Genomic DNA, 26,342 nt, shown 5'->3' with positions numbered 1-26,342 from the left:
AGTGCTCCCTTTTCTCTGTGTTCTGATAATGAAGGCGTGAGGAGAGGGAGTTTTTGTCTGGCACATTCACCAAGTTACGGCTGTTTGTCCGTAAATATCTCGGTGTTTAGCCAATTCGCAAACAGCTTGTATGTTGATCGATGCTCCATCCCTTTGACTGAGACTAACCAATAGTATTTATTCGTCAGAACGGCGTTAAACGGAGCAACCAACACGCCGGACTGGATTAAATCTTTCACTAACGTCCATCGACAAATCGCCAGCCCAATCCCTGAAGTCGCCGCAGAAATCACGCTATGAAAATCATCAACCAGAAAGTTGGTATTGTTGGTTGCAACGTGCTCTCCGTCATCTAACCACTGTATCCAATTAGATGAATTTACGTCATCGATAAGGGTTAACCCAGAAAACTCCTTCGAATCTGAGCTCAGTCTTTTCTGTTTGGCATACTCAGGACTACAAACAGGAATGATACTTTCTCGTTTCACCTGTTGGCTGTGGAACTGATGAATTCTATCGGCATAGACAATCGCCAAATCCATCGACTCATCATTAAATGTTTGAGGCACGGTAGATGTCACCACTCGCACATTTAGCTGTGGGTATTGCTCAAGAAAACGAGGGAGAGCGGGAATTAACACTCGCGATGCGAAGGAAGGGAAAGTTCCAATACGTAATTCTCCGGAAGGGGTGGGATCTTTTAAGTCGGAGATCACATTATCAATCTCTTGATATGACTGAGTGACCGCGTTGAATAGAAGTTTCCCTTCCGGTGTTAAGGCAATTCTACGGATATGACGAATGAACAATTTACAACCAATTTCATCTTCCAGCTGCTTGATGCGGTAGCTTACCGCGCCTTGAGTGATACCAAATCTGCGTCCTGCTTCCGTGAAACTCAAGGTTTCTGCTATCGCCAAAAATAGATAGATATTGTTGTGATTTGCACTGGTTCTTAACATATCGTCCTCCTTTCATGAATTAACTGTGTTAATTCATGAGGCTCAAAATACAATTTGATGGTTTGTTATGCAATCATAAAATTAATTCATGTCACCGAAATAGGTATTTCAACATGAATAAATTATTAAAAGTTGCTGTCATTGGCGCAGGCTCAAGCTACACCCCTGAACTGGTCGAAGGATTACTAAAGCGCCAAGATACGTTGCCGATTGGTGAGCTGTGGCTGGTTGATATCGAAGAAAGCTGGTGGAAAGCGGAGATCATCTATGGCTTAACCAAACGCATGGTTGAAAAAGTGGGTAGTCAGATGAAAGTGCATTTGACGAGTAACCGGGAAGATGCGCTAACCAATGCGGATTATGTATGTTCTCAGTTCCGTGCAGGTTGCCTTGAAAGCCGAGTTAGAGATGAAAATATTGCTGCTACTCACGGCATGATTGCGCAAGAAACTAATGGCATTGTCGGTTTGGTTAATGCTTTCCGCACGATTCCAGTGGCTCTGGATATTGCTCGTGAAATGGAAGAACTGTGCCCTGATGCGTGGCTGCTCAACTTCACCAATCCATCGGGCATGGTGACCGAAGCTATTTTGCAAAACAGCACAACCAAGACCATTGGCTTATGTAATGTTCCAGTAAACATGGAACGCGGTGCAATGGAGTTACTTGACGCTGAAAGTGATGACTTCTTTATTCAGATCGCCGGGTTGAACCACCTAGTGTGGGCACGGCAGATTATCCATCACAATCAAGACAAAATGCAGTTCATCATTGATCAAGTGCTCGCAGGTAATGACAAAATGCGCCCTCAGAACATTGCGCAGTTTACATGGTCTAGCGCTTTACTGAAAAACATGAACATGCTGCCTTGTTCATACCTTCGTTATTACTACGCCAGTGAAGATATCTTGGAAAAAGAGAGTGCCACAAACAGCCAAACAAAAAATAGGGCTGATGTGGTGAAAGAGATCGAGCAAAAGCTCTTTGATGTTTATCGCAATGAAGCATTGAACGAGAAGCCGAAAGAGCTTGAACTTCGTGGTGGCCAATACTACTCAGAATCTGCCTGCAAGATCATGAATGCGATTCACAACAATACTGGCGAAATCATGCACGTGAATACCGTCAATAACGGCACGATTGCTGGTTTGCCTGATGATTGTGTGGTGGAAGTCAGTTCGATAATCCGCAGCTCAGGCGCGCATCCACTGAATGTTGCTCCCTTCCCGCAAGACACCTTGCGTCTATTGCAAACAATGAAAACATTCGAGCAGCTCACCGTTCAATCTGCGATTGCGGGGGATGTCTCATTGGCGCTTCGTGCGCTGACCATTAATCCGATTGTAGGAACTGGCCTCAAACTGGAAAGGGCGCTGAAAGATATACTGACGCAAAATGCCCCTCAACTTCCTCAATTCAACCCCTCTGATTTTGACGTTCTTCAAGGGTAAACATGAAATTGATCATTAATGCCGATGATTTTGGATTAACCAAAAGCGTCAACAAAGCGATCGTGGAGGCAATGACCCATGGCGTGGTCTCCTCCACGACATTGATGGTGAATCAATCAGGGACGTTAGATGCTGTGGACTTAATTGCAACCCACCAACTGAAAGGCGTCGGATTGCACGTTAATTTAACGTTAGGCAAACCTGTTTCAGATCCGAGTGATATCCCAACCTTGGTTGATGACTCTGGGCACTTTCATTGCCGACAGTATCTACTGGACAATGCGGAGCGAGTTAACTCTGAACACGTCTTTCTTGAAGCGATGAATCAATACACCAAAGCGATTGAACTGGGTGTGGCGGTTGATCATGTTGATTCACATCACTTCTCTGCGTTTCTGCCGAATGTCAGAGAGGGTTTTATCAAGTTCGTTAATGCGATTAATTTGCCAACAAGAAGAGCAGATTACTATGTACGTGATCTTTCCTTGTTGAAGGTAAAAACCACAGACCGATTTAGTGCTGAGTTCTTTGATGAGAAAGCCACTCTGCATGATTTAAAGCAAATCATTTCCGAATCGAAAAACGAAGGTGGAATGGAGGTGTTAGAAGTAATGGCCCATCCGGGCTATTCCGATGCTTCGCTTGCAGCGCTTTCATCATATACAGAGCGCCGTGAGCAAGAGCTTGAAATCTTACTATCCGGCGCACTGAAAGACTGGCTGTATCGAGAGCAAATAGAGTTAATCAACTTTGAAGGATTACAACAATGAAAATCAATCTGTTTGGATATCTACAAAAAGTTGGACAAGCATTGATGATCCCCATTGCAGCGCTACCCGCAGCTGCAATTTTAATGGGGATTGGATACTGGATTGATCCAACTGGGTGGGGACACGACAATCAAATCGCAGCTTTCCTGATTAAGTCAGGAGGCGCGATCCTTAAGAACATACCCATTTTGTTTGCGGTCGGCATTGCCTTTGGTATGTCGAAAGACAGAGACGGCTCTGCGGCATTGTCAGGATTGCTGTGCTGGTTGGTAGTGATGGCGCTGTTACAACCGTCGAACATGGCAATGATCAAGGGCATCAATGTTGAAGAGGTACCGGCTTCATTTAATAAGGTGAACAACCAATTTCTCGCTATTGTTGTTGGTATTGTCGTTGCTGCTATTTATAACCGTTTCTCAGAGACTCAACTTCCTAAAGCGCTTTCCTTTTTTAGTGGCAAACGACTGGTTCCAATCCTGTCTTCAATTGCTGGCATCTTTATCTCGGGCTTGTTTATGGAAATTTGGGACGGTATGTTCAGTGGTATCACCAGTTTTGGTACTTGGATGTACGCCCAAGACTCCATAGGTGCGGGGCTGTTTGGTTTCTTCAACCGAATATTGATACCGACAGGACTGCATCATGCACTTAACCCCGTCTTTTGGTATGACGTTGCTGGTATCAATGACTTACCGACTTTCCTTGGCGGCGCTCAATCCATCGCAGACGGAGCTGGGCAACCCGGTGTGACCGGTCGTTATATGGCAGGCTTTTTCCCAGTAATGATGTTCGGCTTACCTGCTGCTGGTCTTGCGATGTATGTTACGGCGCATAAAAAGAACAAAACTCGTGTTGCTTCATTGGTTGTTGCAGCGTCATTTGCTTCCTTTTTTACTGGAGTGACTGAGCCCTTAGAGTTCGCATTTATGTTTGCGGCACCTGTGTTGTTTGTTCTTCATGCGGTATTGATGGGATTGTCGATGTATATCGCGTCTTCAATTGAGTGGATCTCGGGGTTCGGTTTTTCCGCGGGTTTAGTGGATTTAGTTCTCCAAGCACGCAATCCATTAGCTACAAACTGGTACATGTTGATCCCACAAGGACTTGTTTTTGCCGTCATTTACTTTGTTACTTTCCGTTTCGCGATTCTTAAGTTTGACCTTAAAACCTTGGGTCGTGAGAGTGAATCTAAAACCACCGCAGAACCTGCGCCGCAATCTAGCCTATCTGACTTAGCTGATGGATATATTCAGGCGTGTGGCGGTAAAGACAACTTAACGGAAATCAATGCATGCATTACCCGTTTGCGCCTTTCTGTTACGGACAAGTCATTAGTGAACGATGACGCGATTCGAGCGCTTGGTGCAATGGGCATCGTGCATGTTGGTGAGCAAAACCTGCAGATTATTGTTGGGCCTCAGGCCGAACCGATCAGCTTACTTATGAAAAAAGCGTAGGGGCGTCTATGTCTGGCAACACTTTTCTTCGGCTACCTGTAACACTGATGTCCACTGTGATGAGTGTTGCTGGACTGGCGCTTGCGATAAAAAAATCAGAAATTGACTTGCTTAACTCCGCATCGACAATGATTGCTGCGGTTGCAGTAATCCTTCTGTTATGTGTCACTCTGAGTGTTTTGATTCGTTATGTTGTTAAATCCAAACACCATATTGAAGAGATGGAAAACCTCATTAGCCGGAACTTCATGTGTTGCGGCACGATCAGCTTATTTCTAATTTCAGGTCTGCTACACAGTTCACTGATATGGCTGTGTGGGGCGGCAATTCAACTGCCGTTGCTCATGTTTATTGTTATTCGTTGGATATACAACGACAAAAAACTGATGCCAAGTATCAATCCCACCTTTCTGATCCCGCCGCTGGCCAATGTTGTGTGCTCTGTTTTTGCGCCTGTAGAGTATCGGGAGTTTGGTTTTTTTATGTTTTCTTCCGGAGTCATGATAGGGGCTTCTGTTTATCTGGTGGTGCTTCATCGGATGATGACAGGAAGCGCGATCCCCAAATTGCTTTATCCGACCTATTTTATTTTGCTTGCAACACCTTCGATGTTTTTCTTGGGGTATCAAAACCTGACTTATGGCGTAACGATCTTGGGGATGGTGTTCTATGGTTGGGCGTTGGCGGCGTTATTCGGTTTAGTGCTAAATGTCAGTGCGTTTAAACAGCTTGATTTTAGTTTGGCGTTTTGGGCGTATGCATTCCCATTGGCGGCTTTCACCTCTGCCACGTATCAGTTTTTAAGCTTGGTCTCTGGTCCGAAATGGGTAGGGCATAGCGCGTTGTTGGCCACTTTTGTGGTTTATTGTTTCGTGCTGATTAAAACCAGCCAGAATAGAAAGGTATTGTTGTTGCACTAGGAACAACAATACCGAGAAGTTTGATGGAGCGAAAGATTTGTAAAAAGGTCAGTGTGTTTAACTCTTACCTTAAAAACCGCCTGCCCATTGATCAAATGTGCAGATATTATCAAGCTCTTGCTGGCTTCTTGGAGCTGGGTAGTACGGCAGTCTCAATAACTCGTCACTTGGCAGTAATTGCCAGTCTGGGCTAATTTTCATTCGTTTTAGTTTGTTGTCGATCTTTAAATACATATAGTAGCCATCAGTGTTGGTGTTGGCGTAGCTTGCAATAGTTGCAGTGTTGCCACAAGGCAGTTTTACACGACGCCCTAGCGGAAAAAGTTGATGGAGGGCGAAGCTGACTTGTGCATCTTCCAATAAGCCTTGTTTGAATCTTGCCAACCCAATCGCGGTTGAGGTCGCTCTTGGTGACCAACCCGTTATGGCTAACCCTTTTAGTGAATCTTGAAACGGCTTCCCTTTGGCAATGCCTTCATTGCTAATGAATTGGACGGTGACAACATCGTCAGTTTGTTCAAGGATTTGCAAAAATTGTTCGCCAGTTTTGTCAGCCAGTAGACGCATAATAAGAGTTTGAGTTATCTGATGGTTGGGCTTAGTGAAACGGATTTTTATACTGAGGGGATTGATCTTCGTTAACTTGCCCTGAGATCGCAGAATCAATATTAGGTCAATCGCAACAATGAATCACTTACATTCATAGATGTCTCACTAAAACTTGCAGTCGAATTGTGAGCGAATCACATTTTGACAACTTACTCAGAATCCATGCTGTGGTGGGCTAGCGGATAGTTCATTGGCTGCTAGATTGAAACAATAACGTTTGTTGGAGCAAATCAAAGGAAGGATTTGTGAGTCAGCGATGACGTTCGGGCAAGGAGAATACAATGAACGATTTCTTTAAACAGGCACGCGGTAAGCGAAAGAAGCATCAACAACAAGAAAAGCCAATCAATCTTCAGCTACAAGCGGATTGCCAAGAGCTTGATTCAACATTTGAGGCCACTCTAACAGGGCGACAGCTTGAGAAAGAGCTAAAAACCAAACGGCGTCAAATTGAACAACTTAAACAGAGCCACCAAGAGCGAGAGCAAAAGTATTTTAAGTAGTGGCAATAAAAAAGGGGCTGCTCGGACAGCCCCATTGGGTAACACCTATAGGGGGTTGGTGTTAAAAACTAAAGCTTGCCTTCACTGCCACACATATTGATTTTGTCGATCACCACTTGTTTCATCGCGGCTTTTCCTGGTGTGATGTACTTACGTGGGTCGTTGGCACTTGGGTGCTCGGCAAAGTGTTGCTTCACCGCATCAGAAAATGCGATTTTGAGCTCGGTGGCGACATTCACTTTACACACACCCAAATCAATACAACGTTTGACCATATCATCGGGAACGCCAGATGCTCCGTGCAACACCAATGGAATATCCACCACCTGACGAATTTTTTCTAAGCGATCAAAGTCGAGTCTAGGTTCTGCTTTGTAGAGCCCATGCGCAGTACCAATAGCAACAGCAAGTGAATCAATGTTGGTGCGACGAACAAACTCAGCCGCCGAGGCAGGGTCTGTTAAAAGTGCATCGGCAGCATCGACAATCAAATCATCCTCTTGCCCGCCAAGACGACCTAACTCAGCTTCAACGCTCACATCAAAACGGTGACAGAAGTCCGTCACAGAGCGAACGATTTCAATATTTTGCTTAAAGGCATGATGTGAGCCATCAATCATGACTGAGCGAATGCCGTGCTCTACCTTATTTTGAATATCGTTAAGCTCTTCGTGGTGATCTAAATGTAGCACTAGCGGCATGGAATGTTTGTGAGCCGCCTCTTTACAGATACTGACCAGATAGTCAGTGCCGGCATAGTCGTAAGTGCCCGGTGTGCCAGCCAAAATGACAGGAGAGCCCATTTCAGATGCGGTTTCGACAATAACTTGAACCGTTTCAAGATTATGGATGTTAAAAGCAGGAACAGCGTAACCGCCTACCTGAGCACGTTTAAGCATTTCACGAGAAGAAATCAGATACATACAGCCTCCTGGCTTAGCGTATGGTCAGCGTCGAATACAAGATTGCCGCCCACCCAAGTTTTTAAAACAGAAAATTCAGAATTCAAGGCCACCATGGAAGCGTGTTTACCCACTTCCAAAGTACCGTATTGATGCTCTAGCCCAAGAGATTGAGCTGGTGTCAACGATGCCAGTAACCATGCATCTTTAAGCGATAAACGCAGCCAGTCACGAACATTGGTCACTGCGTTGTTTAGGGTAAGGGTGCTGCCTGCTAGGCTACCCGTGTCGGTCCGGGCAATACCGTCGTGTACCTTGACCATATATTCGCCGAGAGGGTACTCGCCATCTGGCATATGAGTGGCACACATGGAATCGGTAATGAGCGTTAAGCGATCTTGGCAGCAGCGATAAGCCACGTCGATTGCCGCTGGATGGACGTGATGACCGTCCGCAATCATTTCGACGTAACTATTGGGGTGGCATAATCCCGCGCCCACCACACCGGGATCGCGATGGTGTAATCCGCGCATGCCGTTATAGCAATGCACAATGCCATCAGCGCCAGCATCCAGTGCTTGCGTGACTTGGTTGTAGCTGGCATCACTGTGGCCGAGCATGACCTTTATACCGCGTTGCTTTAGGTGTGAAATAGCTTCGAGCGCTCCGGGCTTTTCAGGTGCGAGTGCGACAGTAAGCAATTGGCCATCACAATAAGAAATCCAGTTATCCAGCTCTTCTGCAGACAGCTCTCTAAACCACTCTGTTGGATGTGCGCCACGATTTTTTTCGGTGAAGTAAGGGCCTTCTAAGTAAGCGCCGAGTAACTCAGCGCCATCAACGCCCTCTGCTTTGCTTTTCGCCACTTGTTGAAGTGCCGCTTTGATCTTCGCAACCGGTGCGGTAACGGTTGTTGCAACAAACGCCGTTACTCCTCGGGTTGCAAAAAAGCACGACATGGCATTGAGGCTTTGATGGCTGGCATCCATCACATCACAACCGACAGCACCGTGGACGTGGGTATCAATCATACCGGGTAGTAGTGATACGTCGCCAAGATCAATGATGTGCTGGTGGCGAGAAGTACAATAGGGCTCTATCGCAGCGATGACGCCATTACTTCCCACGCTCAAGATGGCATCTTGCAACCAGCGTCTACCGTGTAAGATGCGAGAAGCCCGATAGTGTTTCATGTTAGATGCCATCGTCGCAGGTTTCCTGTGTCTTGCTTTGCTGCAATTCGTCGGCGAGCGAGGTCATCCCTCGGTGGCCACATTCGAGGGCTTGCTGACGAAACTCAAATAAGTTGAGCTCATCGCGTTCAAGCAGCATTTCAGCAACCATTTGTAAATTTGTACCAGTTACGACTTCGATATCATTTCGCTCTTGGCTGAGCAAAGAAGCGGTGCGAAAAGGCGTACCACCGAGCAGATCGGTTAAAAATACGATTCCTTCACCGTTATCATGCAGTGAAATGGCATCACGCATTGCACTCTCTAACTGTGGTGTGGTCATGTCGACCGGAAAATCGATGGCCTGAAATTGCGGTTGCTCACCGATGACTTGATGAATTGCCTTTTCGATGCCAGATGCAAACCCACCGTGGCCTGAAAGAATGACTGCAATCATATGTTTTCTCCCAAATACGGGGCCGACATTCCGGCCCCAGAATCTTGCTGTTTAATTAGGCGTTAAAGGAAGCCAGCAAAGCGGCCAACAATGCCTAACGCCACAGTGATACCGATGAGACGAAGTGGGCTCCAGCCACGCTTAACTAGTGCATACATGCACAAGGTGTAAACCAGTGGTAAGAAGGCTGGCATCAGCTTGTCGATCACGTCAGCTTGCAACTTAACCACGGCATCACCTGCGGTGATTTCAGCGGTGGTGGATAGGCGAACATAGGTCGCGACCAAAGCGCCAATGACCGTCATACCTACCATTGAAGCGGCATGGCCGACTTTTTTGGTATTGGCTTTAATGACCGGGATGGCAGCCACACCCATACGGTAGGCGTAATGGGCTAAACCAAAACGCAAACCAAAGTGCACCACGTTAAACAGCACAATAAAGAACACTGCGCCCATGATGGAGCCTTGTAAGGCGAGGTCAGCACCAATACCACCACAAATCGGCAGCAGCGTGAGCCAGAACATCGCGTCACCAATACCACCCATTGGGGCACCAACGGCGATTTTGGTACTCTGGATACTGTTGATGTTCTGTTTAGAACGCTCCATCGCCAATACGATACCCATGACGAAAGTTACCAAGAATGGGTGGGTATTGAAGAAGCCCATGTGGCCCTGCATCGCTTTGGAAAGGTCCGCTTTATTGGTATGGATCTTTTTCAGTGATGGTAGTAGGCCGTACAGCCAACCGGAAGCCTGCATACGCTCAAAGTTAAAAGAGGCTTGCAGCAACAGTGAGCGCCACGCCATGCGGTTGATGTCTGATTTAGTGAGCTCAGCACCAATCTCTTTATTTTCATATTCGTCTGCGGCTACACCCGGCGCTGGTTTTACTGTTGCGTCGTTGGCCGATACTTTTAGTGCATTACTTACATTAGATTCCATCTTCTAAGTCCTCTGCTTGAGTGGCCGCTGGGGTTGGTTCTGATTTACGCATAAAGTCGATGATTGCCATGGCAGTTGCTGCTGCCGCAATCGCAAGGATTGGAAGTTCTATCCATGCCGCTGCAACAAAGCCAAGGATGAAATATGGGATGTAGGCATTCTTCATCATGATTTTCATCAGCACAGCGAAACCGATAGCAGGCATAATGCCGCCGGCAACGCCAAGGCCATCAATCAACTCTTTTGGTAGCGCTGCCACCATGGTGCCGGCGTGCTCGGCACCCAGATAAATTGGGAGGAAAGCGCAAAGGAAGTAGAAAGTGCCGAGTACTGCCAATGCCATGTAGTTCACGCGTTCAATACCATCGGTATCGGCGGCTTGTGCATACTCGTCACACTTGGACATGACCGCAGACATCAAGGAGAACAATAGGGTGATGCCCATTTGTACGGCAACGGCAAACGGAACGGCAACCCCGACCGCCACATTCGGCTCAACCTTGGTGGTGATGGCGAACGTGGTACCAACAATGGTTCCGATGATCACGTTTGGTGGCTGAGCACCTGCCAGCGGTGCCAGACCCATCCAGATGAGTTCAAGCGTACCACCGACCAAAATGCCGGTTTCTAGATCGCCCAGTATCAGTCCGACTAACGGACCCAATACCACCGGACGGTGGAAGTGGGTCAGACCGTTAAACAGATCTAAACCAGCGAAGAAGGCAAGGATGCCAAGCATTAATGCTTGTAATAGTCCTATTTCCATAGCGGTTGTCCTTATAAATTAAATGAGTGTATAGAGGTCAGTTGCACTTTCTGTTGGCACGCCCTGAACAGAACAAGTCACGCCGAGTGCTTTTAGTTTTTCAAATTCCGCCACGTCTTCGTTGTCGACCGAAACGGTTTTGGAAATTTGCTTTTTGCCGTCTGTGTAGTGCATGTTGCCAACGTTAATCTTGTCGATTGGCACGCCTGCTTCTACCAGCTTGCGAAAGTCTTCTGGGGTGCGTGCAACCAACAAGATGCGTTGTCGGTCTGCCGCCTTATGAATAGTGTCGATGGTTTTTTGTACTGACCAAAAACGGATCGCTATCCCATCAGCCAAAACCATTTCCATTAGGTGTTGTTGCATGTCGTCTTCGGCGACTTCATCGTTCACCACCACAATGATGTTGGCATCGGCAAAGCCGACCCATTGCACACCAACTTGGCCGTGAACAAGACGCTCATCAATTCGACTCAGTACAATATTTGGCATAATCGTGTTCCTTCAATTCATTCTGAAATTTGTAATGGTTATGGTTGATAAGGGTGAATGGTGACGCCTTGCACCACGCGGTTAACTTCGCCCGTAGGGCAGGGGTTATCTGGCCCGAGTCCAAGTACTAGCGATTTTTCAAAGGCCAGCATTTGGCTAAATAAGATGTATGGGAAGCACAACCAAGAATCGCCTAAATTCAGTTGGCTGAGTTCAAAGACCAATTCACCTTCCATCGCCCCCTCGCTTAAAGCGACGTGCTGAAGGGCTTGGTTGTCGCGGCGAATTTCGTGGTATAAATCGAGATCATATTGACGGGTATAGGCTTCACTCGACAGATACTGGACAACCAAAGCTCGGTTGTTGATGGCGAATTTTGGTCCATGACGAAACCCTAATGAGGAATCAAAACTGGTCATGACTTGTCCAGCGCTGAGTTCCAGAGATTTCAAGGAAGCCTCGCGAGCCAGCCCCGCAAACCCGCCACTTCCTAGTGTGATTAAGCGTGAATAGGGCATTTGAGCCAGTTGCTTGGTGGCTTCATTCCATGGCAGCAACTTCTCTTCACAAAGTGCAGCAATGGTTTCAATGCTGTGTGTTGCTTCTCGGATGGGCATCTTCCCAAATAACACCAAGGTAGACATCAGCATGCAGGTAAAGCTGGATGTCATTGCAAAGCTCTTGTCATTAGACTTGGTTGGCATCAATTGGCAAAACGCGTTTTCTGCCACGTTGGCATGTTGAGATAATGCGCCTTCACCATTACAGGTCAAAAATAGGTGGTAGCTCTCATCAACCAGTTGATCGACCAGCTCCACGGCAGCCACACTTTCTGGGCTATTTCCTGAACGTGCAAAAGAGACGAGTAAGGTTGGTTGTCCCGGATAAAGGAATTGCGATGGATTAGAGACCAAATCCGTTGTTGGAATTGACTCGACGCGAAAGCCGCTGTCAATTTGGATAAAGGGTTTCGCAGCATCACCGACAAATGCAGATGTGCCTGCGCCAGTGAGAATAATGCGAAGATTACGTTTATTCAGTAATGGTGCTAAAAAGGCATTCAAATCAGATTCTGCTGAGGCCAGAATATTCGCCAGTTCGCGCCAAAGCTTCGGCTGACGTGAAATTTCTTGCGCGGTATGAATTGCATTGTGCTCTTCAAGCCAAGAGAGGGTATAGCCAAGAAATGTGCTCATTTGGTGGGCTCCTTAGAGGCAACGGTATTATTGGAATAACAGGCATGGGCATAGACGTCCGTCACTTCCATCACTTTGTGGATCACAATGTCAGTCGGAGTATTACGAATCTCTTGTTGTGTGATTGCTTTTGCTTGGTTGGGCAAAAACTGACTGAGTATGGTCACAGGGACGGGTTGGTCTCGTAAATTATCAAAGAGTGTCTGTTGGGCTCGTTGTACTTCAGGGTGAGTCCAGTAGTAGCGGATGCGATCGCTTAAGCTGTATGCGCAATCAAGATAGTGCTGGTGGCCACGACTTAGATAATGTTTTTGCCAATGCTCCGGTTCTTCGTGCATGATTTGCTCAATCGTGCCGCGAAGGTGAGAAGAATGGTGTGAGCCAAGCCATTCAAGTTCTGCTCGGTCAAGCCCAAATAGTGCTTCACGCAGGGCAAAGGTTAAGGCTGGGCCAACCTTTAAGATGGCGAAATGATCGCGTACTAACTCATGATATGCGTTGTTTTTTTGGTAATCGGTTGAGTGGGCTTCAAATACCAAATAAGGTTGCATCTCGACCATTTTGGCAAGGGGTTGAGCCAACTCACTTTGATAATGATGAATTGTGTGGTGATCAAACTCGACACCGGGTTGAACAACCAGACCGATGACACGCTCCCAAACGTACCCGAGTCCCATGTCACTAAAGGCTAAATGATGGGCGTTCAATGTTTCCTGTGCTTGGCTTGGGGTAGTGACTTCAACGCCTTCTTCTTCCAAGGATTCCAGTGCGCCGCCCGGAGTCGGTACTTCTGTGCCTATTACGTATACTGGCGCTTCACCACCGATGTCCTTCCATGTCGTTTCTGCAATGGCGCATAGGCGTGCAGCACGTTCAGCCATCAGAGTTTCACTCAAAGGTAGCTCATCATCGGCGCATGGCATGGAGCAATCGAGGTGAATTTTCTTAAATCCAGCAGCGACATAATCCATGATGAGACGTTCAGACAGTTGCATCGCTTCTTCTGCTGAGAACTGTTGCCAGCAGTTTGGACCTAAATGATCACCACCAAGCACCACGTTTTGTTGTGGAAAGTCATGCTTATCGGCCAGTTTAAAAACTTGTTCTGCAAAGCGCTCTGGTGTCATTCCGGTATAGCCACCAAACTGATTGACCTGATTGGATGTGGCTTCAATCAGCACTAATTGCTGGTCTTTTTTTGCTTGAAGAATCGCTGCTTCCAGTACGATGGGGTGCGCAGAACAAACGGAGTAAATCCCGACGTTCTGTCCTTGCTTATGGGCTTGAATAAGAGAAAGTAACAAATTCATTTTGTTGTCCTAGTTAATGATCTGATCAGCCAGCACCACGTCAACACCAAGCGATAGAAGTGCTTGATGGATATGATGAGGAATGTGGCTGTCGGTAATTAGGGTGTTGATCTGGCTGGCGGCTCGGATCATGCAAAAACTTTTACGGCCAAACTTACTTGAGTCGGTTACCGCAATGATCTGACGGGAAACGTCGCACATAACTCGGTTAATCTGCGCTTCATTTGGATCGGGTGTCGTGATCCCCGCTTCCAGATCGAAACCATCAACACCAAGGAACACTTTGTCGAATAGGTAAGCGCGCAGTTGGCCCTCACCATGTGAGCCGGTAAGCGAACAGGAAGCGGCGCGTAAACGCCCTCCGAGTACATGCAGGTCAATGTTATCCAGTAGGCTCAATTGATAGGCGGTGTTGAGTGCATTGGTCATCACCACCAAATTACGTTTGTCTGCAAGGTATTCAGGCATTGCGGTAATGGTGGAACCGGAGTCCAGTAAAATGGCTTCGCCATCGTTAATCATGCTGGCGGCAACTTGAGCAATACTTTGCTTGATATCTCGATTGAGCTGGCCTTTACAGTGTAAAGGCTGATCGAAAGCGAAGTTTGGGTTCAGGGTTGCGCCGCCGTAACAGCGAAAAACACACCCTTGTTTCTCCAGTACATTGAGGTCGTGACGAATGGTGACGGTCGATACGTTAAACCACTTGGCAAACTCATCAACCTTACCCATCTGCTTTTGGCGTATGTGAGTCATGATCATTTGTCTACGCTCTGAACTGGTCATAAAACCCTCGCTTTAACTACAAGAAAGTTTTCTTTCGTTTTCTTTCTTTTGTTGGTTGAAGGTATTTAATCAGGCGCAGAAAAATAAAAATGAAAGGCAGATCACGGAAGGTCGACTTTCGCTTTTAAGGCCAAAAACCTTTCACTTTGAGAAAAGTGAAAGGTTTTACAGCGAGTTTTATCAAGAGAAATGACAATAATATCCCGTAGCAAAAGTAATTTCGTCTTTGAAAGTGAAAGATTGAATAAAAACGCTGTGAAAGGTAGCTTTTGCTTTTGGTGTTGATAAAGATCACAAAAACAAAAGTTGCCTGCACAAAGCGATATAAAGCGAAAGACAAGGAGAAGCTGATTAAGAGAGGGAAATAACAATTAGCGATCCATCCATCTGGATGAATCGCAAATAAACGGGAGTTTGAAGGGGGTTAGGTGTTCACACTAAGATGACAGGAATTCCAAGCTTCTTTAAGCCCTGTAAATAGTTATCGGGAATGCCACTGTCTGTAATGAGTTTGTCGATACGAGAGGACTCAATGATTTTGTGCAAGCTGACTTTGCCGAACTTGGATGAGTCAGTCACCACGATGATTTCATCGGCTATTTCACACATTTTACGGTTTAACCGAGCTTCTTTCTCATTGTGTGTGGTAATGCCACGCTCTAGGTTAAAGCCGTCGACACCGAGGAATAGCTTATTAAAGTGGTAGTTGTCTAATAAGGTTTCAGCTTGAGCACCAAAGAAAGACATCGATTTACGCCTTAACTCACCACCGACTAACATGACTTCGACCCCTTCTGCTGGGAACAGTGTATTGGCAATATTTAAGCCATTGGTCATAACAACCAGATCGGTAAAGTCTTGCATCGCCTCGGCTATCTGGCAGGTTGTGGTGCCAGAATCGAGGATCACCGTATCACCACTGTCGATAAACTCGATCGCTGCCTGAGCGATTTTTTGCTTGATGTTTTGGTGGTGCAGATTTTTGTCAGTAACAGAATGTTCGGTAGGTCGGACAACGTTGTCTTGCAGGTAAGCACCACCGTATGCGCGGGTGACAATGCCCTGCTTTTCAAGGGCAGCTAAGTCGTTTCGAATCGTCACGGCAGATACAGAAAAGCGCTGTGACAAATCGCTGACTTGGACACTACCATGGCTTTTTAGCAAAGCGATAGTTTGCTCACGTCTTTCACTTGTGTTTTTCACGCATTACAGTCTCTCGTTCTTTTATCTTGTTGAATTATATCGTTATAAATAATAAATGAAAGTTAATTTCTTTCGTTACGTTTTGAAATGCTGTTTCTTTTTATATTTTAGCTATTCTTTATTTACGATTGCTTTCTGTTTTGTTCTGCGTCTGGTCGTTTATGAAGCATTTGGTACTTACATTTCGTTATTATTGGTACTTTTCATTCTAGTGAATGTATGTTCAGAATCTATTGTTACCACTACTTAAATCATAATTAAGTACCATTATTGGTTATTTTTAGTTTTCTTTTGCTTTATTTTTAATCAGTTTGGTTTTGTTGTGTGATCTTTGTGCTTTCTTGTTCTTTCGTTTCGTTTTATTTGTGTTTTTGTACTCACAAAATACAACGGAGTGAAACCGTGAAACAAAAAATACATAAACCCTTACTACTAGCTTCTTTGATCTCAGCGGCTTTATTCAGTGGCTCGATATCCGCAGCACCGTTGGCGGCTTTGGATGTTGCTTCCTTAGAGCATGAGGGAAAGCAGTTACGAATGGTGACTGAGAGTGGTCAGCATGTCCGAATTGATATGGTTAGTTCGGCAGTATTTCGTATTCAGGCCAGTAATAATGATCAGTTCCAAAGTATCAAAGTTGATGCCCTGAGAGATCAGTGCCACAAACATGCCTTCCACTGTGATGCGAAAGGTGAGCCACAAAACTTACCCGATATTGTTATTGGTGATGAACAAGGGGATATTGACTATACCGTAAGCAACCAGGGTGATTACCACTTAATACAAACCAGTAAGTTAGCGCTGCGTATTTATCATTCTCCGCTGACTTTTGCACTCTACAAGGCTGACAATCAGACCCAACTATGGCAGGAGGTGAAACCGATTGAGATTGGGGCTGCTGTCGATGGATTTGAACGTGGAGAGCTAAAACTTACTGAAGACGATAAAAAAACAGTTCAGACACTAACCAGTGATCCTAAAGAACATTTCTATGGTGGTGGCCAGCAAAATGGTGAGTTTGAGTTTAACGGCAAAATACTCAAAGCTTCTTACTCGGGCGGTTGGGAAGAATTTGATCGACCAAGCCCAGCACCGTTTTATATGTCAGATAAAGGTTATGGTGTTATGCACCATACTTGGCGTAATGGTGCTCATGACTTTCGAGCCCTTGATCAACTGGTTTCCAGTTACAATGAAGACCGTTTCGATGCCTATTACTTCGTCGGTGATTCCTTGGGTGACATCGTCAACGAATACACTAAACTTACTGGACGACCACACTTGCTCTCTCGTTGGGCTTACTACCTTGGTGATGCCGACTGTTACGAAAATAAAGTGGGTTCATACCCTGAAGGGTGGCCTGCCGACCCGGGCAGCACCATTGATGTAGTGAAGCAAGTGGGGGTTCCATATAAAACTCACGATATGCCGGTAGGTTGGATTTTGCCAAATGATGGCTACGGCTGTGGTTACTCCGACTTAAAAGGCACAATTGACGAGCTAGACGAGCTTGGAATTAAAACGGGCTTATGGACTGAAAAGTCACTAAATAAAATTGATCAAGAAGTCACTGATGGTATCGGTGTTTATAAGTTAGACGTGGCATGGACTGGCTCTGGGAAATTATATGCCCTAGCCGCCAATGATAGTGCTCATGACGGTTTAATGAGGAACTCCGAGACTCGCGGTATGATTTGGACCGTAAGGGGCTGGGCTGGGATTCAACGCTATGCCGTGACTTGGACTGGTGATCAAGCCGCGAGTTGGGATTACATTCGTTGGCATATTCCAACCTTTATTGGCTCGGGCTTATCTGGGCAAGCCTATGCGTCTTCCGATGTGAACGGTATCTTTGGCCATGGGATAGAAACCTTTACTCGTGATGTTCAATTCAAAGCCTTTACCCCGGTATTGATCTCGATGTCTGGTTGGGATGATAAAGAGCGTAAACATGCTTGGTGGCATGATGGTGAATACAACGGTAAAAAGTATCGTGATATCAACCGTAAGTTTCTTATGCTGAAATCACAGTTGATGCCTTATATGTACACCTACGCTTATGAAGCAGACCAGACAGGTGCACCATTGATGCGCGCGATGATTTGGGAGTTCCCTGATGACCCACGTCTAAAGAGCGAAGAGTTCAAGTACCAGTATATGTATGGTGAGTCACTGTTGGTGGCACCTGTGTATCAACCGATGGCTCAAAATAATGGCTGGTATAAAGGACTTTATTTACCAGAAGGTGAATGGGTCGATTTCTGGGATGGTACTCGTACAACTTCACCTGAAGGCGGTATGGAGTTAGCGCATTACCCAATTACCATTGATAAAATTCCAGTATTGGTCAGAGCGGGAGCGATTATCCCAATGTATCAAGGGGCTCGCTCTGATGCGCTGCAAGCGAAAGATCATCTGATTGTTCAGCTTTATCCTCACGGCGAATCTTCATTTACCCTATTTGAAGATGATGGTGAAACCCGTGCCTACAAAGAGAATAATGCCTACGCCGAAACACAAATTACTGCAACTGCTCCAGTGACTGGTGAAAATGGTGACATTTCTATCACCATAAACCCAGCAACAGTTCACAAAGATTATGATGGGTTAGTGACAGAACGTAGCTATCACTTCCAAGTGTTCTCTTTAGTAAAACCATTGGGCGTTGATGCGGGAGGTGCGACGTTAACAGAGCTTGACTCATTGGAAGCATTAGAATCAGCGCAAGAAGGCTGGTATTTCGATGCCACCGACCGTCATGGTCTAGTGCACGTTAAAGTGGGTAAGCAATCGGTTTATCAAACCTATTCAGTCACGCTTGATATTGATGAAGGCGCTGATGTTCCACAGACTGCTGGGTACCCAGAACCTAGCTATGTGACGGAGTTTGATAAGAGCCAAGTGACGGTAGTGAAGCCGTTACCTGATCAGGAAAATCATGAGTTTACTCATGCACTGGATGGTGATGTTGAGAGCTTATACCACTCACCTTGGGAGCAAGAAGGTGATGAAGATAAAGTTCCAATGGATTTTGTTCTTCAATTAGGCGGGTCATTTAATGTTAGCGGGCTGACTTACTTACCACGTGAAAATGCAGGTAATGGCACCATCACCGAATATCGTGTTTACCTCTCTTCTACCAATGGTGATTGGGGAGAGCCAGTTGCTGAAGGTGAGTGGCCGAAGAATAAAGAGCTCAAAATTGCCCAGTTTGCTGAGCAGGAAGCGAGCTTCGTCAAATTTGAGGTGGTCAAAGCGGTTGGCGATTTTGTGTCTGCCAGAGAATTTGACCTCATTGCGACTAAGAAACGAACACCAACCAAAAAAGTGGTGCTGACAGAGGACAGAGTTAATACTCAAGGCGATGTGGTCTTCGGGAGTGCTGTCAATGGCGGTGAGATGACCATGAATGGTGTGACATTCGAGTCCGGTATTGGTATGGAAGCGCCAGCTACGGCTGAGTTTAGCCTTGATGGATCTTGGACTCGATTAAACGCGGACGTTGGCATTGATGATAGCTGTAAGGTTGCTGACAACAAGGTCAAGGCTCTTATTTACGCTGATGGCGCAAAAATTTGGGAGTTTGAACTAAGTGGCCCTGCGGTGGTGAAACCAGATATTGACCTATTTAATATCAGAAAAGTGTCGTTACAGGTTGTAAATAGCGATGACAGTGATGTTGGGGATTGTGTCAACTGGGCCAACTTAAAACTCACTGGGCCAGAAACTGCATCATTCAATGATTTTGATCGCTATCTGATTACATTTGTTGAAAAACCAAAAGCACAGCCGAGTGAGGAAATAGAAAAAGCCTTTGATGGTGATGTGAATACTATGTATCACTCTCCTTGGAAGCCTAAAGATGATTCTGAAAAGGCGCCGCAACACTTTGTCATTGAACTTGGCCAGGACTACATGGTGAATGGTTTTACCTATCAAGCACGACCTGGAGCTGGTAATGGTGCTATTGGCGACTACCGTTTATCGCTTTCTGAAGATGGTGATAATTTCAGTGAAGTCGCTTCGGGCGAGTTTGAAAAACGTGATGGTGTACAAGCAGTTCAGTTTGAAAAGACTAAAGCACGCTACCTGAAATTTGAAGCACTAAATGGTACGGGTGGTTTTATTTCCGCTGCTGAGTTTGGAGTGATTGCTGAGCGTGTTATATCAGTTGAGCCGGATCTTCCAACCAACCCTGAAACTCCGACCAACCCAGATGCGCCAAGTGCGCCGGTATCTCCAGTGAAACCAATCAGCGGGGATACCAGTACCATAACACAAGCAGATGGCGGTAGTGCGGGTGGTTTTGGCATTCTTGCACTGGCAGTGATGGGATGGTTGCGTCGTCGTCGTTAAACATGCTTCACTCATACTTGGCGCCCGCAAGGGCGTCCTTTTTAACTTAGAGCTAAGCCCACCGCAGACAGCGGTGGGCTTGTTCGTTATTAAGGAATTACAGTGAAATATTGGTGAGGCGAGGTTGGATTCTGCTATCGCTCTCTTCACCTGCTGCTTTCACCGTCAGGACTTCACCGTTGGCAGGCACGTTCATCACGTATTTGGTTTTGCTGCCATCTTGATAGCGGCTGACCAGTTTGTCACCTTCCCAGAACCACTTCTGGTTCAGTGACTGGTTACATGATTCGACCGCAACGATCAGATCGCCACGCACTGCCATACACTGGTTGGGACCAACACGGCTACGGTAACGCTCGTCGGTGTCTAACCCCCAAATCTGTGACCAGTTTCGTTCTAGGCAGCCTTGCGCCGTGACGGTAGGACCGCTTGCTGTTGCACAGGTGTTGTTGGCGTCAAGCGACTGAAGAACTACGTGTGCTTGTGCTTCAAAAGAAGGGTGCGACCAATCAATTTCAACATTTTCGACAAAGCGATAGGGTATCCAGCGTTGGCCATTTGCCATCCCAGCTTGCAGTAAGCCTGGTGGGATCACTTTTCCGTACAATACTTGTGGTTCAAACGCGGCTTCTAGTTTGAAAACAGTGGTTCCTGTTTGCTCTACTGGTGCCTCATACAGCGCTTCACCATTGGGTGTAAAGTTGGCGTAGGCAATCGGGTTGATCTTTTGTTTGTCATACACAAAACTGTTGCCCCAAAGTGCATCGTTCCAACCACAGCCATAGACGCCAGAAGCACCAATTCCCGAATTACAAGGATTGCGGTCAAACTCAAAGGAAACGTCGAAATCTGGACCAGAAGTTCGGTTCACGATCTTGTAGTCTTTTGTGTCATACACCAGAGTACGAGAGCGGGTATAAGTATAGGAAGCACTGACTTCTGCTTTTCCCTTTGGCCCTTTGTCTCCACTCTCAACACCCGCAGTGCCGGAGACACCAATATCAAATCCATCGGTATCTCGGTGTTGGTATTCACGGTTTTCGTTGTGCGGCAAGTTACGTAGCATCACAGGTTTATACCCAGCGATGGGTGAGATTTTAATTTGATAGCTTCTGGCAAAACCACCTAAATAATCGTAACGATTTGCCCAGCTTTGAAACCAAGAATGCCCTTGTTTAAGGTTATCGCTTAAGTGAAAACCTGCACCGGGCTGGTCGTTGTCTATTGTAAAGTGAACGTATTTTTTGTTTCCGGTAACTTTACCGCCAGATGAAGACGGAACGGAACGCATCTGAGCCAGATTAAAACGAATATCAACGGAACCTTTACCATCGCAAAAATCGAGTTTTTCTGAATCTTCTTCGTATGCTTTTTGGATATTACAGGTTAAACCTGATCGGGTAATATAAATGCCTTTGGTGACGATAGGAACATACTGTTCGGCGACAGCTTGAGAGGTGATCAAAGCTAAGGCTAGTGGGAGTAGTGTTGTTTTCATGATTATTTATCTCCAAAACCAAAACGTTTGAGTACATAGATAAACGAACGAAGCGTACTTTCTTTGATCTGTTCTTCACCCATATTTTCGCTTTCCACTTGGGTTAAAATGACATTCACGACGGATTCGCCATTTAACTGACCAGAAACTAAATATTCTGACGTCATACCCACTCCGGTAAGCTGTTTGCTCAATTCAGTTCGTTGTTCCTCTGCCGGAATTGAAGAGAAATCAAGTACGGCCAGTTTGTTTGTTACGAGTGCTTGTCGAAGCGTGGCGATGTCGTCATCATTCATTAAGCCGATATTGGCGTAAATGAGATCACCCTGATTAGATTGTTTTCTGTAAACCTCAATATCCTGATTTAAATAAGTGGCAAGTTCAGTAGAAATTGTATTTTCACCACCCATAATTAGTATTTGAGAATGAACAGACATAGAGAATAAACATAGTCCAATAGAGATGGTTTTTATTGTTTTAGGAAAATGTAAAAATTGACTTTTATTAAAAATATGCATAAGGGTACCTTCCCAACTGATAGGTTATTTTTAGAATAAATAAACCCTATAAGTAATATGAGAATATAAATGTTAAATTGTTTTTAATATAAAACTCACCTTGATATACAGGGAGCCTGACGTTTAATAACAAGGATCTATTTGAGTTGCGATTCCTTCTAGTTGGTTGATTTGAAAGCAGTCTATCGGATTGGATAATAATGAATTGAGATTCGTGTCACATAAAAATGTCGCATAAGCTATTGGTTAAACAATAAAATTTAATTTAGATCTTGTTAATATTTCATGAAGCATTGCTACTCTTAGATAAATCTCGGTGTTTTTATTTTCTTAGACAAAAATAAATTTATTAAACAGTTTCTATTTCTTGGACTAAGTTCAACTTTTTAGTCTTAGATATATCCTTATATATATTAAGTATTTAATTGAAGGTTCATAACAAGCTAACGCTAATATTAGCTGCTATTAACTAGGCCATTATTTTAGATTTAAAGTGGCTGGATTATATTCTAGATTATGGTTGGCTATTGATTTGGGGGAAGTGAACGAGGAATGATTACGTGGGATTGGGAGGAAGCGCTGAGTGCCTAACACTCAGCACAAGTCATGTGGTTAAGCCCTTTGTTCAAAGTAACGCTTAGCATTGTTGAAACAGATATTTTCAATCAGCGGACCGAGAAGAGACATATCATTGGGGACTTCTCCATTTTCAGCCCAATGACCGACCATGTCACACAGAATACGGCGGAAATATTCATGACGGGTGTAAGACAAGAAGCTTCTAGAGTCGGTCAACATGCCGATAAATTGGCTCAGTAATCCTAACTGAGAAAGCTGTAGTAACTGTCGTTGCATGCCGTCTTTCTGATCGTTAAACCACCAACCCGATCCGAATTGGATTTTACCTGCGATTCCACCACCTTGAAAATTACCAATCATGGTCGCGATCATCTCATTATCACGAGGATTCAGGCAGTAAAGGATAGTACGAGGCAGTTGGTTGGACTGATCCATTTCATCGAGCAGGTGGGCAAGCTCAAAGGCAAACGAGCGGTCATCAATTGAATCAAATCCGGTGTTGGGTCCTGTGAGCCGATGCATGCGAGTGTTGTTATCTCGTAGCGCACCAATATGTAGCTGCATTACCCATCCAAGCTGAGCATAACGTTGACCTAACCATACTTGTACAGCGGTTGAAAACTGGGCTTGCTCATATTCTGTGAGCGGTTGATGGTTTAAACGGCGGGAGAGAATCGCATCTAAATCTTCGTCTGAGGGTATGGGTGCGTAGCGCACGACCTCAATACCATGGTCTGCGCAGCGGCAACCATGTAGATTGAAGTGCAGCAGGCGTTTATCTAAGGCCTGCCGTAAATCGTCAAACTGACGGATCTCAATATCAGCGAGTTCACCAAGCTTGTGCAGGTACTCGACAAAGCCAGCTAACTCTATCTTAAATGCGTTATCGGGCCGCCAACTTGGCAATACCTGTATGTCAAAGGTGTCATCTTGAGCAATGGCACGATGGTGTTCGAGTGAGTCCAATGGATCATCGGTTGTGCCAGCCATCACCACATTCATCTGCTGCATGATGCCGCGCGCACTAAATTCTGATGTGGCGAGTTGTTCATTGCACTGGTGCCAAATGTGCTCGGCAGTTTGTGGATTGAGCAAGGTGTTTGTGATGCCAAACGGTCTGCGCAGCTCTAGGTGCGTCCAGTGGTATAACGGATTTCCTAATGTCTGAGGGACGGTTTTCGCCCACGCGCAGAACTTGTCGTAATCACTTGCTTTGCCTGTTATGAAATGTTCCTCAATCCCGGCAGAACGCATACCACGCCATTTATAGTGATCCCCTTCGAGCCAGATCTGTGTCAGGTTGCCAAATTGTCGATTTTGCGCCACATCAGCAGGGTTTAGATGGCAATGGTAGTCGTAAATGGGTTGGTGACTGGCATGCTCATGGTATAAGCGTTGAGCTGTTTTCGTTGAAAGCAAAAAATCTTCGCATAAAAACCGTTTCATTCTATTTTCCTTTTGCCTGTGCCAAACAAAGCGTGTTGTTTTGATGGATGTATTCAGTGCTCATTGTTAGCCATATGCCAAATTAGGGAGGAATAGCACCACATCCGGTAGGAGGATCAGCACCAGAATCAGTAAGAAAATGGCTAATAAGAAAGGCACAGACTCTTTGATATAGCTTTTTGTCGGGCAATCTAAAATTGAACAGGCGGTAAACATGGCCACACCGACCGGCGGAGTCATGCCACCAAGGGTGACGATGGTCATCATCAGAATACCGAAATGCACCGGATCGACTCCCACACCCTGAACGATTGGCAGGAAAATTGGCGTTAGAAGTAATACGTTGACGGTGGCTTCCATAAACATGCCGATGATCGCTAAGAAGGTTAATATCACGATCAGGAGAAAATACTTGTGTGTGGTGATACTCAAGATTTCTTGCGACAGATATTGGGGGATTTGATTGTTGACGATGATGTAGCCGAAAATGCCAGAAAAGGAAATGATCAACATGATCACGGCATTGTCGACAACGGTTTGTTGCAGCACTTCAACGATTTTTTGATAATTCAGTTCCTTGTAAACAAATAACCCAATGAAAAAGGCGTAAAAAACAGCAAAAGAGCCAGCTTCTGACGGTGTGAAAATGCCAAAACGAATCGTGATGATCAGTAAGACAGGAAAGAGCAGCGCCCAGAAGCATTGAATGAAGGTTTCGAAGATTTTTTTCGGTGGTGTTCTTTCTTCCTGCTCACGGGCGTAGCCTCGTTTGTTGGCCACAATACTCACGGTGACCATCAGAAAGATGGTCATCAGAATGCCGGGAACAATGCCAGCTAAAAATAGACGGCCAATGGAGACTTCACCGACAAACCCGTACAGAATGAGTCCAATACTTGGGGGAATGGTTGCGGTGATAAGGCCACTTAGGCCGATGGATGCCGCAACAAACCCTTTTGAGTATTTGCGCTTGAGCATGGCGGGGCCAAGGATTTTGGATTGCATCGCGACGTCAGCAACGGCTGAGCCGGACACGCCACCCATGATGGCACTCAACAACACCGTGACATGGGCAAGTCCACCAACAAGGTGAGCGGTGAGTGTGGAGCAAAACGCAATAAGGCGTCGGGTAATGCCTGCCGCATTCATTAAGTTGCCGGCTAGCACAAAAAATGGCACGGCGAGTAACGCAGGGTTTTGCGAAGCCAGTACCATCTTTTGTACCGGAATGATCAACGAGGAACGGCCATCCATCACGAAAAACAGCAGGCTGGCAATCGCAATGGCAAATGCCAAAGGCATTCTGAGGATCAGAAATAACGCAAAGCTGATAACCAAGGCACCCATAGGAGAGATGATTGAGCTGATGAAATCCATCATTGTTTGTTACTCCACTTAGCGATCATATGGGTCAGTTCAGTTCGAATCATCAATAGACAACCAACGGGAACGGAGGCGATTAAAAAGGCATAACTTAACGGCTCTGACGTTCTGCTTAGCTCTACGTTAAGTAAGGTAAAAATAAATGTGAGGATGATGAAGAGTGCTAAAGTCAGATAAGTCCAAATATGCTGTTTGCCGTGACGAAGAAAATCAAACAGGATAAATAGAAGTGCCACTAGGGTTAGGCCGATAGTGAGGTTGAATTCGCTGACGATGAGGGAATCAAATTCTCTTCGGCTTCGTTGCATTAAATACCAACCATAGTAGGTAATGAAGCCTAAAAACCCAACGATAACCACTGACCAAATGTCGGCGATAGCACGTCGCCAAGCATCCGGTAATTTCTCTTCAAAAAATTCGACGCCAATGTGACGTTTGTAACTGAGCGCTAAATCGCTACCCAGAAAAATAACCCAGCCAAATAGCAGTTGGCTTAAATCGGACATCCACGCCTGTGGATGCCCGACAACACGTAGTAACGCAGCAGAGAAGACTAGGAAGGCAATCAAGAGCAGCGCTAGACAAGCAATGTTTCCCTCCCATCTCAGTACTTTTTGATTGAGTTTTTTTAGATACCACATACTTCCTAACCTTCTACT

General features: G+C 45.6%; 23 protein-coding genes. 6 read left to right on the top strand and 17 right to left on the bottom strand.

Annotation, left to right across the window (positions count from 1 at the left end; translation table 11 throughout):
- Positions 1–74: 74 nt before the first annotated feature.
- Positions 75–962 (bottom strand): LysR substrate-binding domain-containing protein, encoded by an 888-nt coding sequence (locus ACQEXU_RS08970; RefSeq protein ID WP_427010533.1) that lies wholly within the window; start codon positions 960–962, stop codon positions 75–77.
- Between the two features lie 113 nt (positions 963–1,075).
- On the opposite strand from ACQEXU_RS08970, the gene ACQEXU_RS08965 reads away from it, so the two are divergent.
- Genes ACQEXU_RS08965 through ACQEXU_RS08950 form a run of 4 tightly spaced genes read left to right on the top strand, consistent with a single transcriptional unit; the run spans position 1,076 to position 5,560 of the window.
- Positions 1,076–2,413: a 6-phospho-beta-glucosidase gene (locus ACQEXU_RS08965; RefSeq protein WP_427010532.1), complete on the top strand. Its 1,338-nt coding sequence runs from the start codon at positions 1,076–1,078 to the stop codon at positions 2,411–2,413.
- A 2-nt stretch (positions 2,414–2,415) separates the two neighbouring features.
- Positions 2,416–3,183, top strand: coding sequence for a ChbG/HpnK family deacetylase (locus ACQEXU_RS08960; protein WP_367990584.1), 768 nt, complete (start codon positions 2,416–2,418; stop codon positions 3,181–3,183).
- A 2-nt stretch (positions 3,184–3,185) separates the two neighbouring features.
- Positions 3,186–4,640: an N-acetylglucosamine-specific PTS transporter subunit IIBC gene (gene nagE / locus ACQEXU_RS08955; protein WP_427010602.1), complete on the top strand. Its 1,455-nt coding sequence runs from the start codon at positions 3,186–3,188 to the stop codon at positions 4,638–4,640.
- Positions 4,641–4,648: 8 nt separating this feature from the next.
- On the top strand, positions 4,649–5,560 hold the full coding sequence (locus ACQEXU_RS08950) for a hypothetical protein (protein WP_427010531.1): 912 nt from the start codon (positions 4,649–4,651) through the stop codon (positions 5,558–5,560).
- A 69-nt stretch (positions 5,561–5,629) separates the two neighbouring features.
- Here the strand turns inward: ACQEXU_RS08950 and ACQEXU_RS08945 are convergent, their stop codons facing one another.
- Complete coding sequence (locus tag ACQEXU_RS08945; RefSeq protein WP_427010530.1) at positions 5,630–6,127, bottom strand: hypothetical protein; 498 nt, start codon at positions 6,125–6,127, stop codon at positions 5,630–5,632.
- Between the two features lie 323 nt (positions 6,128–6,450).
- On the opposite strand from ACQEXU_RS08945, the gene ACQEXU_RS08940 reads away from it, so the two are divergent.
- Positions 6,451–6,672, top strand: a complete 222-nt coding sequence (locus tag ACQEXU_RS08940) for a hypothetical protein (protein WP_367990590.1) — start codon at positions 6,451–6,453, stop codon at positions 6,670–6,672.
- 68 nt (positions 6,673–6,740) lie between these two features.
- On the opposite strand, the gene ACQEXU_RS08935 is transcribed toward ACQEXU_RS08940, so the two are convergent.
- The 10 genes from ACQEXU_RS08935 to agaR (ACQEXU_RS08890) form a co-directional block, all read right to left on the bottom strand.
- The gene (locus ACQEXU_RS08935) at positions 6,741–7,595 is read right to left on the bottom strand and encodes a tagatose bisphosphate family class II aldolase (protein ID WP_427010529.1); all 855 of its coding nucleotides are present in this window, start codon (positions 7,593–7,595) and stop codon (positions 6,741–6,743) included.
- On the bottom strand, positions 7,586–8,779 hold the full coding sequence (nagA, locus tag ACQEXU_RS08930) for an N-acetylglucosamine-6-phosphate deacetylase (RefSeq protein WP_427010528.1): 1,194 nt from the start codon (positions 8,777–8,779) through the stop codon (positions 7,586–7,588). Before nagA ends, ACQEXU_RS08935 begins: the two co-directional genes overlap by 10 nt.
- A complete protein-coding gene (agaF, locus tag ACQEXU_RS08925; protein ID WP_427010527.1) occupies positions 8,769–9,203 on the bottom strand; it encodes a PTS galactosamine/N-acetylgalactosamine transporter subunit IIA in 435 nt (144 codons plus the stop codon). Before agaF ends, nagA begins: the two co-directional genes overlap by 11 nt.
- A gap of 62 nt (positions 9,204–9,265) precedes the next feature.
- Positions 9,266–10,150, bottom strand: a complete 885-nt coding sequence (gene agaE, locus ACQEXU_RS08920; protein WP_427010526.1) for a PTS N-acetylgalactosamine transporter subunit IID — start codon at positions 10,148–10,150, stop codon at positions 9,266–9,268.
- Positions 10,140–10,916: a PTS N-acetylgalactosamine transporter subunit IIC gene (gene agaW, locus ACQEXU_RS08915; protein WP_427010525.1), complete on the bottom strand. Its 777-nt coding sequence runs from the start codon at positions 10,914–10,916 to the stop codon at positions 10,140–10,142. The genes agaE and agaW overlap by 11 nt, the downstream gene beginning before the upstream one ends.
- Before the next feature lie 18 nt (positions 10,917–10,934).
- The gene (agaV, locus tag ACQEXU_RS08910; protein WP_367990602.1) at positions 10,935–11,408 is read right to left on the bottom strand and encodes a PTS N-acetylgalactosamine transporter subunit IIB; all 474 of its coding nucleotides are present in this window, start codon (positions 11,406–11,408) and stop codon (positions 10,935–10,937) included.
- Positions 11,409–11,446: 38 nt separating this feature from the next.
- Positions 11,447–12,604 carry an SIS domain-containing protein gene (locus tag ACQEXU_RS08905; protein WP_427010524.1) on the bottom strand — a complete coding sequence of 386 codons (1,158 nt, stop codon included), beginning with the start codon at positions 12,602–12,604 and terminating at the stop codon, positions 11,447–11,449.
- Positions 12,601–13,914 carry a D-tagatose-bisphosphate aldolase, class II, non-catalytic subunit gene (locus tag ACQEXU_RS08900; protein ID WP_427010523.1) on the bottom strand — a complete coding sequence of 438 codons (1,314 nt, stop codon included), beginning with the start codon at positions 13,912–13,914 and terminating at the stop codon, positions 12,601–12,603. Before ACQEXU_RS08900 ends, ACQEXU_RS08905 begins: the two co-directional genes overlap by 4 nt.
- Before the next feature lie 9 nt (positions 13,915–13,923).
- Positions 13,924–14,700, bottom strand: coding sequence for a transcriptional repressor AgaR (agaR, locus tag ACQEXU_RS08895; protein WP_427010522.1), 777 nt, complete (start codon positions 14,698–14,700; stop codon positions 13,924–13,926).
- A 432-nt stretch (positions 14,701–15,132) separates the two neighbouring features.
- The gene (gene agaR / locus ACQEXU_RS08890; RefSeq protein ID WP_367990610.1) at positions 15,133–15,903 is read right to left on the bottom strand and encodes a transcriptional repressor AgaR; all 771 of its coding nucleotides are present in this window, start codon (positions 15,901–15,903) and stop codon (positions 15,133–15,135) included.
- Between the two features lie 537 nt (positions 15,904–16,440).
- Between agaR (ACQEXU_RS08890) and ACQEXU_RS08885 the strand changes: the two genes are divergently transcribed.
- The gene (locus ACQEXU_RS08885; RefSeq protein WP_427010601.1) at positions 16,441–20,259 is read left to right on the top strand and encodes a discoidin domain-containing protein; all 3,819 of its coding nucleotides are present in this window, start codon (positions 16,441–16,443) and stop codon (positions 20,257–20,259) included.
- Between the two features lie 97 nt (positions 20,260–20,356).
- Here ACQEXU_RS08885 and ACQEXU_RS08880 read toward each other — a convergent pair whose 3' ends face one another.
- From ACQEXU_RS08880 to ACQEXU_RS08860, 5 genes are all read right to left on the bottom strand, one after another.
- Complete coding sequence (locus ACQEXU_RS08880) at positions 20,357–21,757, bottom strand: leukocidin family pore-forming toxin (RefSeq protein ID WP_427010521.1); 1,401 nt, start codon at positions 21,755–21,757, stop codon at positions 20,357–20,359.
- A 2-nt stretch (positions 21,758–21,759) separates the two neighbouring features.
- Positions 21,760–22,275 (bottom strand): hypothetical protein, encoded by a 516-nt coding sequence (locus tag ACQEXU_RS08875; RefSeq protein WP_427010520.1) that lies wholly within the window; start codon positions 22,273–22,275, stop codon positions 21,760–21,762.
- A 612-nt stretch (positions 22,276–22,887) separates the two neighbouring features.
- Positions 22,888–24,300, bottom strand: coding sequence for a glucuronate isomerase (gene uxaC, locus ACQEXU_RS08870; RefSeq protein WP_427010519.1), 1,413 nt, complete (start codon positions 24,298–24,300; stop codon positions 22,888–22,890).
- A gap of 66 nt (positions 24,301–24,366) precedes the next feature.
- Positions 24,367–25,680, bottom strand: a complete 1,314-nt coding sequence (locus ACQEXU_RS08865) for a TRAP transporter large permease (protein ID WP_427010518.1) — start codon at positions 25,678–25,680, stop codon at positions 24,367–24,369.
- Positions 25,677–26,324 (bottom strand): TRAP transporter small permease, encoded by a 648-nt coding sequence (locus tag ACQEXU_RS08860; RefSeq protein WP_427010517.1) that lies wholly within the window; start codon positions 26,322–26,324, stop codon positions 25,677–25,679. Before ACQEXU_RS08860 ends, ACQEXU_RS08865 begins: the two co-directional genes overlap by 4 nt.
- Positions 26,325–26,342 lie beyond the last annotated feature (18 nt).

This window comes from Vibrio sp. TRT 21S02, assembly GCF_050113675.1.
Lineage (GTDB): Bacteria > Pseudomonadota > Gammaproteobacteria > Enterobacterales > Vibrionaceae > Vibrio.
Note: the sequence above shows the minus strand (reverse complement) of the source record. Positions and strands in the feature narration are given on the sequence as shown.

Excerpts from the sequence above, each read along its gene's own strand:
- ACQEXU_RS08970 (WP_427010533.1), bottom strand. The coding sequence starts at position 962 with ATGTTAAGAACCAGTGCAAATCACAACAATATCTATCTATTTTTGGCG.
- ACQEXU_RS08965 (WP_427010532.1), top strand. The coding sequence starts at position 1,076 with ATGAATAAATTATTAAAAGTTGCTGTCATTGGCGCAGGCTCAAGCTAC.
- ACQEXU_RS08960 (WP_367990584.1), top strand. The coding sequence starts at position 2,416 with ATGAAATTGATCATTAATGCCGATGATTTTGGATTAACCAAAAGCGTC.
- ACQEXU_RS08950 (WP_427010531.1), top strand. The coding sequence starts at position 4,649 with ATGTCTGGCAACACTTTTCTTCGGCTACCTGTAACACTGATGTCCACT.
- ACQEXU_RS08945 (WP_427010530.1), bottom strand. The coding sequence starts at position 6,127 with ATGCGTCTACTGGCTGACAAAACTGGCGAACAATTTTTGCAAATCCTT.
- ACQEXU_RS08940 (WP_367990590.1), top strand. The coding sequence starts at position 6,451 with ATGAACGATTTCTTTAAACAGGCACGCGGTAAGCGAAAGAAGCATCAA.
- ACQEXU_RS08935 (WP_427010529.1), bottom strand. The coding sequence starts at position 7,595 with ATGTATCTGATTTCTTCTCGTGAAATGCTTAAACGTGCTCAGGTAGGC.
- nagA (WP_427010528.1), bottom strand. The coding sequence starts at position 8,779 with ATGGCATCTAACATGAAACACTATCGGGCTTCTCGCATCTTACACGGT.
- agaF (WP_427010527.1), bottom strand. The coding sequence starts at position 9,203 with ATGATTGCAGTCATTCTTTCAGGCCACGGTGGGTTTGCATCTGGCATC.
- agaE (WP_427010526.1), bottom strand. The coding sequence starts at position 10,150 with ATGGAATCTAATGTAAGTAATGCACTAAAAGTATCGGCCAACGACGCA.
- agaW (WP_427010525.1), bottom strand. The coding sequence starts at position 10,916 with ATGGAAATAGGACTATTACAAGCATTAATGCTTGGCATCCTTGCCTTC.
- agaV (WP_367990602.1), bottom strand. The coding sequence starts at position 11,408 with ATGCCAAATATTGTACTGAGTCGAATTGATGAGCGTCTTGTTCACGGC.
- ACQEXU_RS08905 (WP_427010524.1), bottom strand. The coding sequence starts at position 12,604 with ATGAGCACATTTCTTGGCTATACCCTCTCTTGGCTTGAAGAGCACAAT.
- ACQEXU_RS08900 (WP_427010523.1), bottom strand. The coding sequence starts at position 13,914 with ATGAATTTGTTACTTTCTCTTATTCAAGCCCATAAGCAAGGACAGAAC.
- agaR (WP_427010522.1), bottom strand. The coding sequence starts at position 14,700 with ATGACCAGTTCAGAGCGTAGACAAATGATCATGACTCACATACGCCAA.
- ACQEXU_RS08885 (WP_427010601.1), top strand. The coding sequence starts at position 16,441 with ATGGTGACTGAGAGTGGTCAGCATGTCCGAATTGATATGGTTAGTTCG.
- ACQEXU_RS08880 (WP_427010521.1), bottom strand. The coding sequence starts at position 21,757 with ATGAAAACAACACTACTCCCACTAGCCTTAGCTTTGATCACCTCTCAA.
- ACQEXU_RS08875 (WP_427010520.1), bottom strand. The coding sequence starts at position 22,275 with ATGCATATTTTTAATAAAAGTCAATTTTTACATTTTCCTAAAACAATA.
- uxaC (WP_427010519.1), bottom strand. The coding sequence starts at position 24,300 with ATGAAACGGTTTTTATGCGAAGATTTTTTGCTTTCAACGAAAACAGCT.
- ACQEXU_RS08865 (WP_427010518.1), bottom strand. The coding sequence starts at position 25,680 with ATGATGGATTTCATCAGCTCAATCATCTCTCCTATGGGTGCCTTGGTT.
- ACQEXU_RS08860 (WP_427010517.1), bottom strand. The coding sequence starts at position 26,324 with ATGTGGTATCTAAAAAAACTCAATCAAAAAGTACTGAGATGGGAGGGA.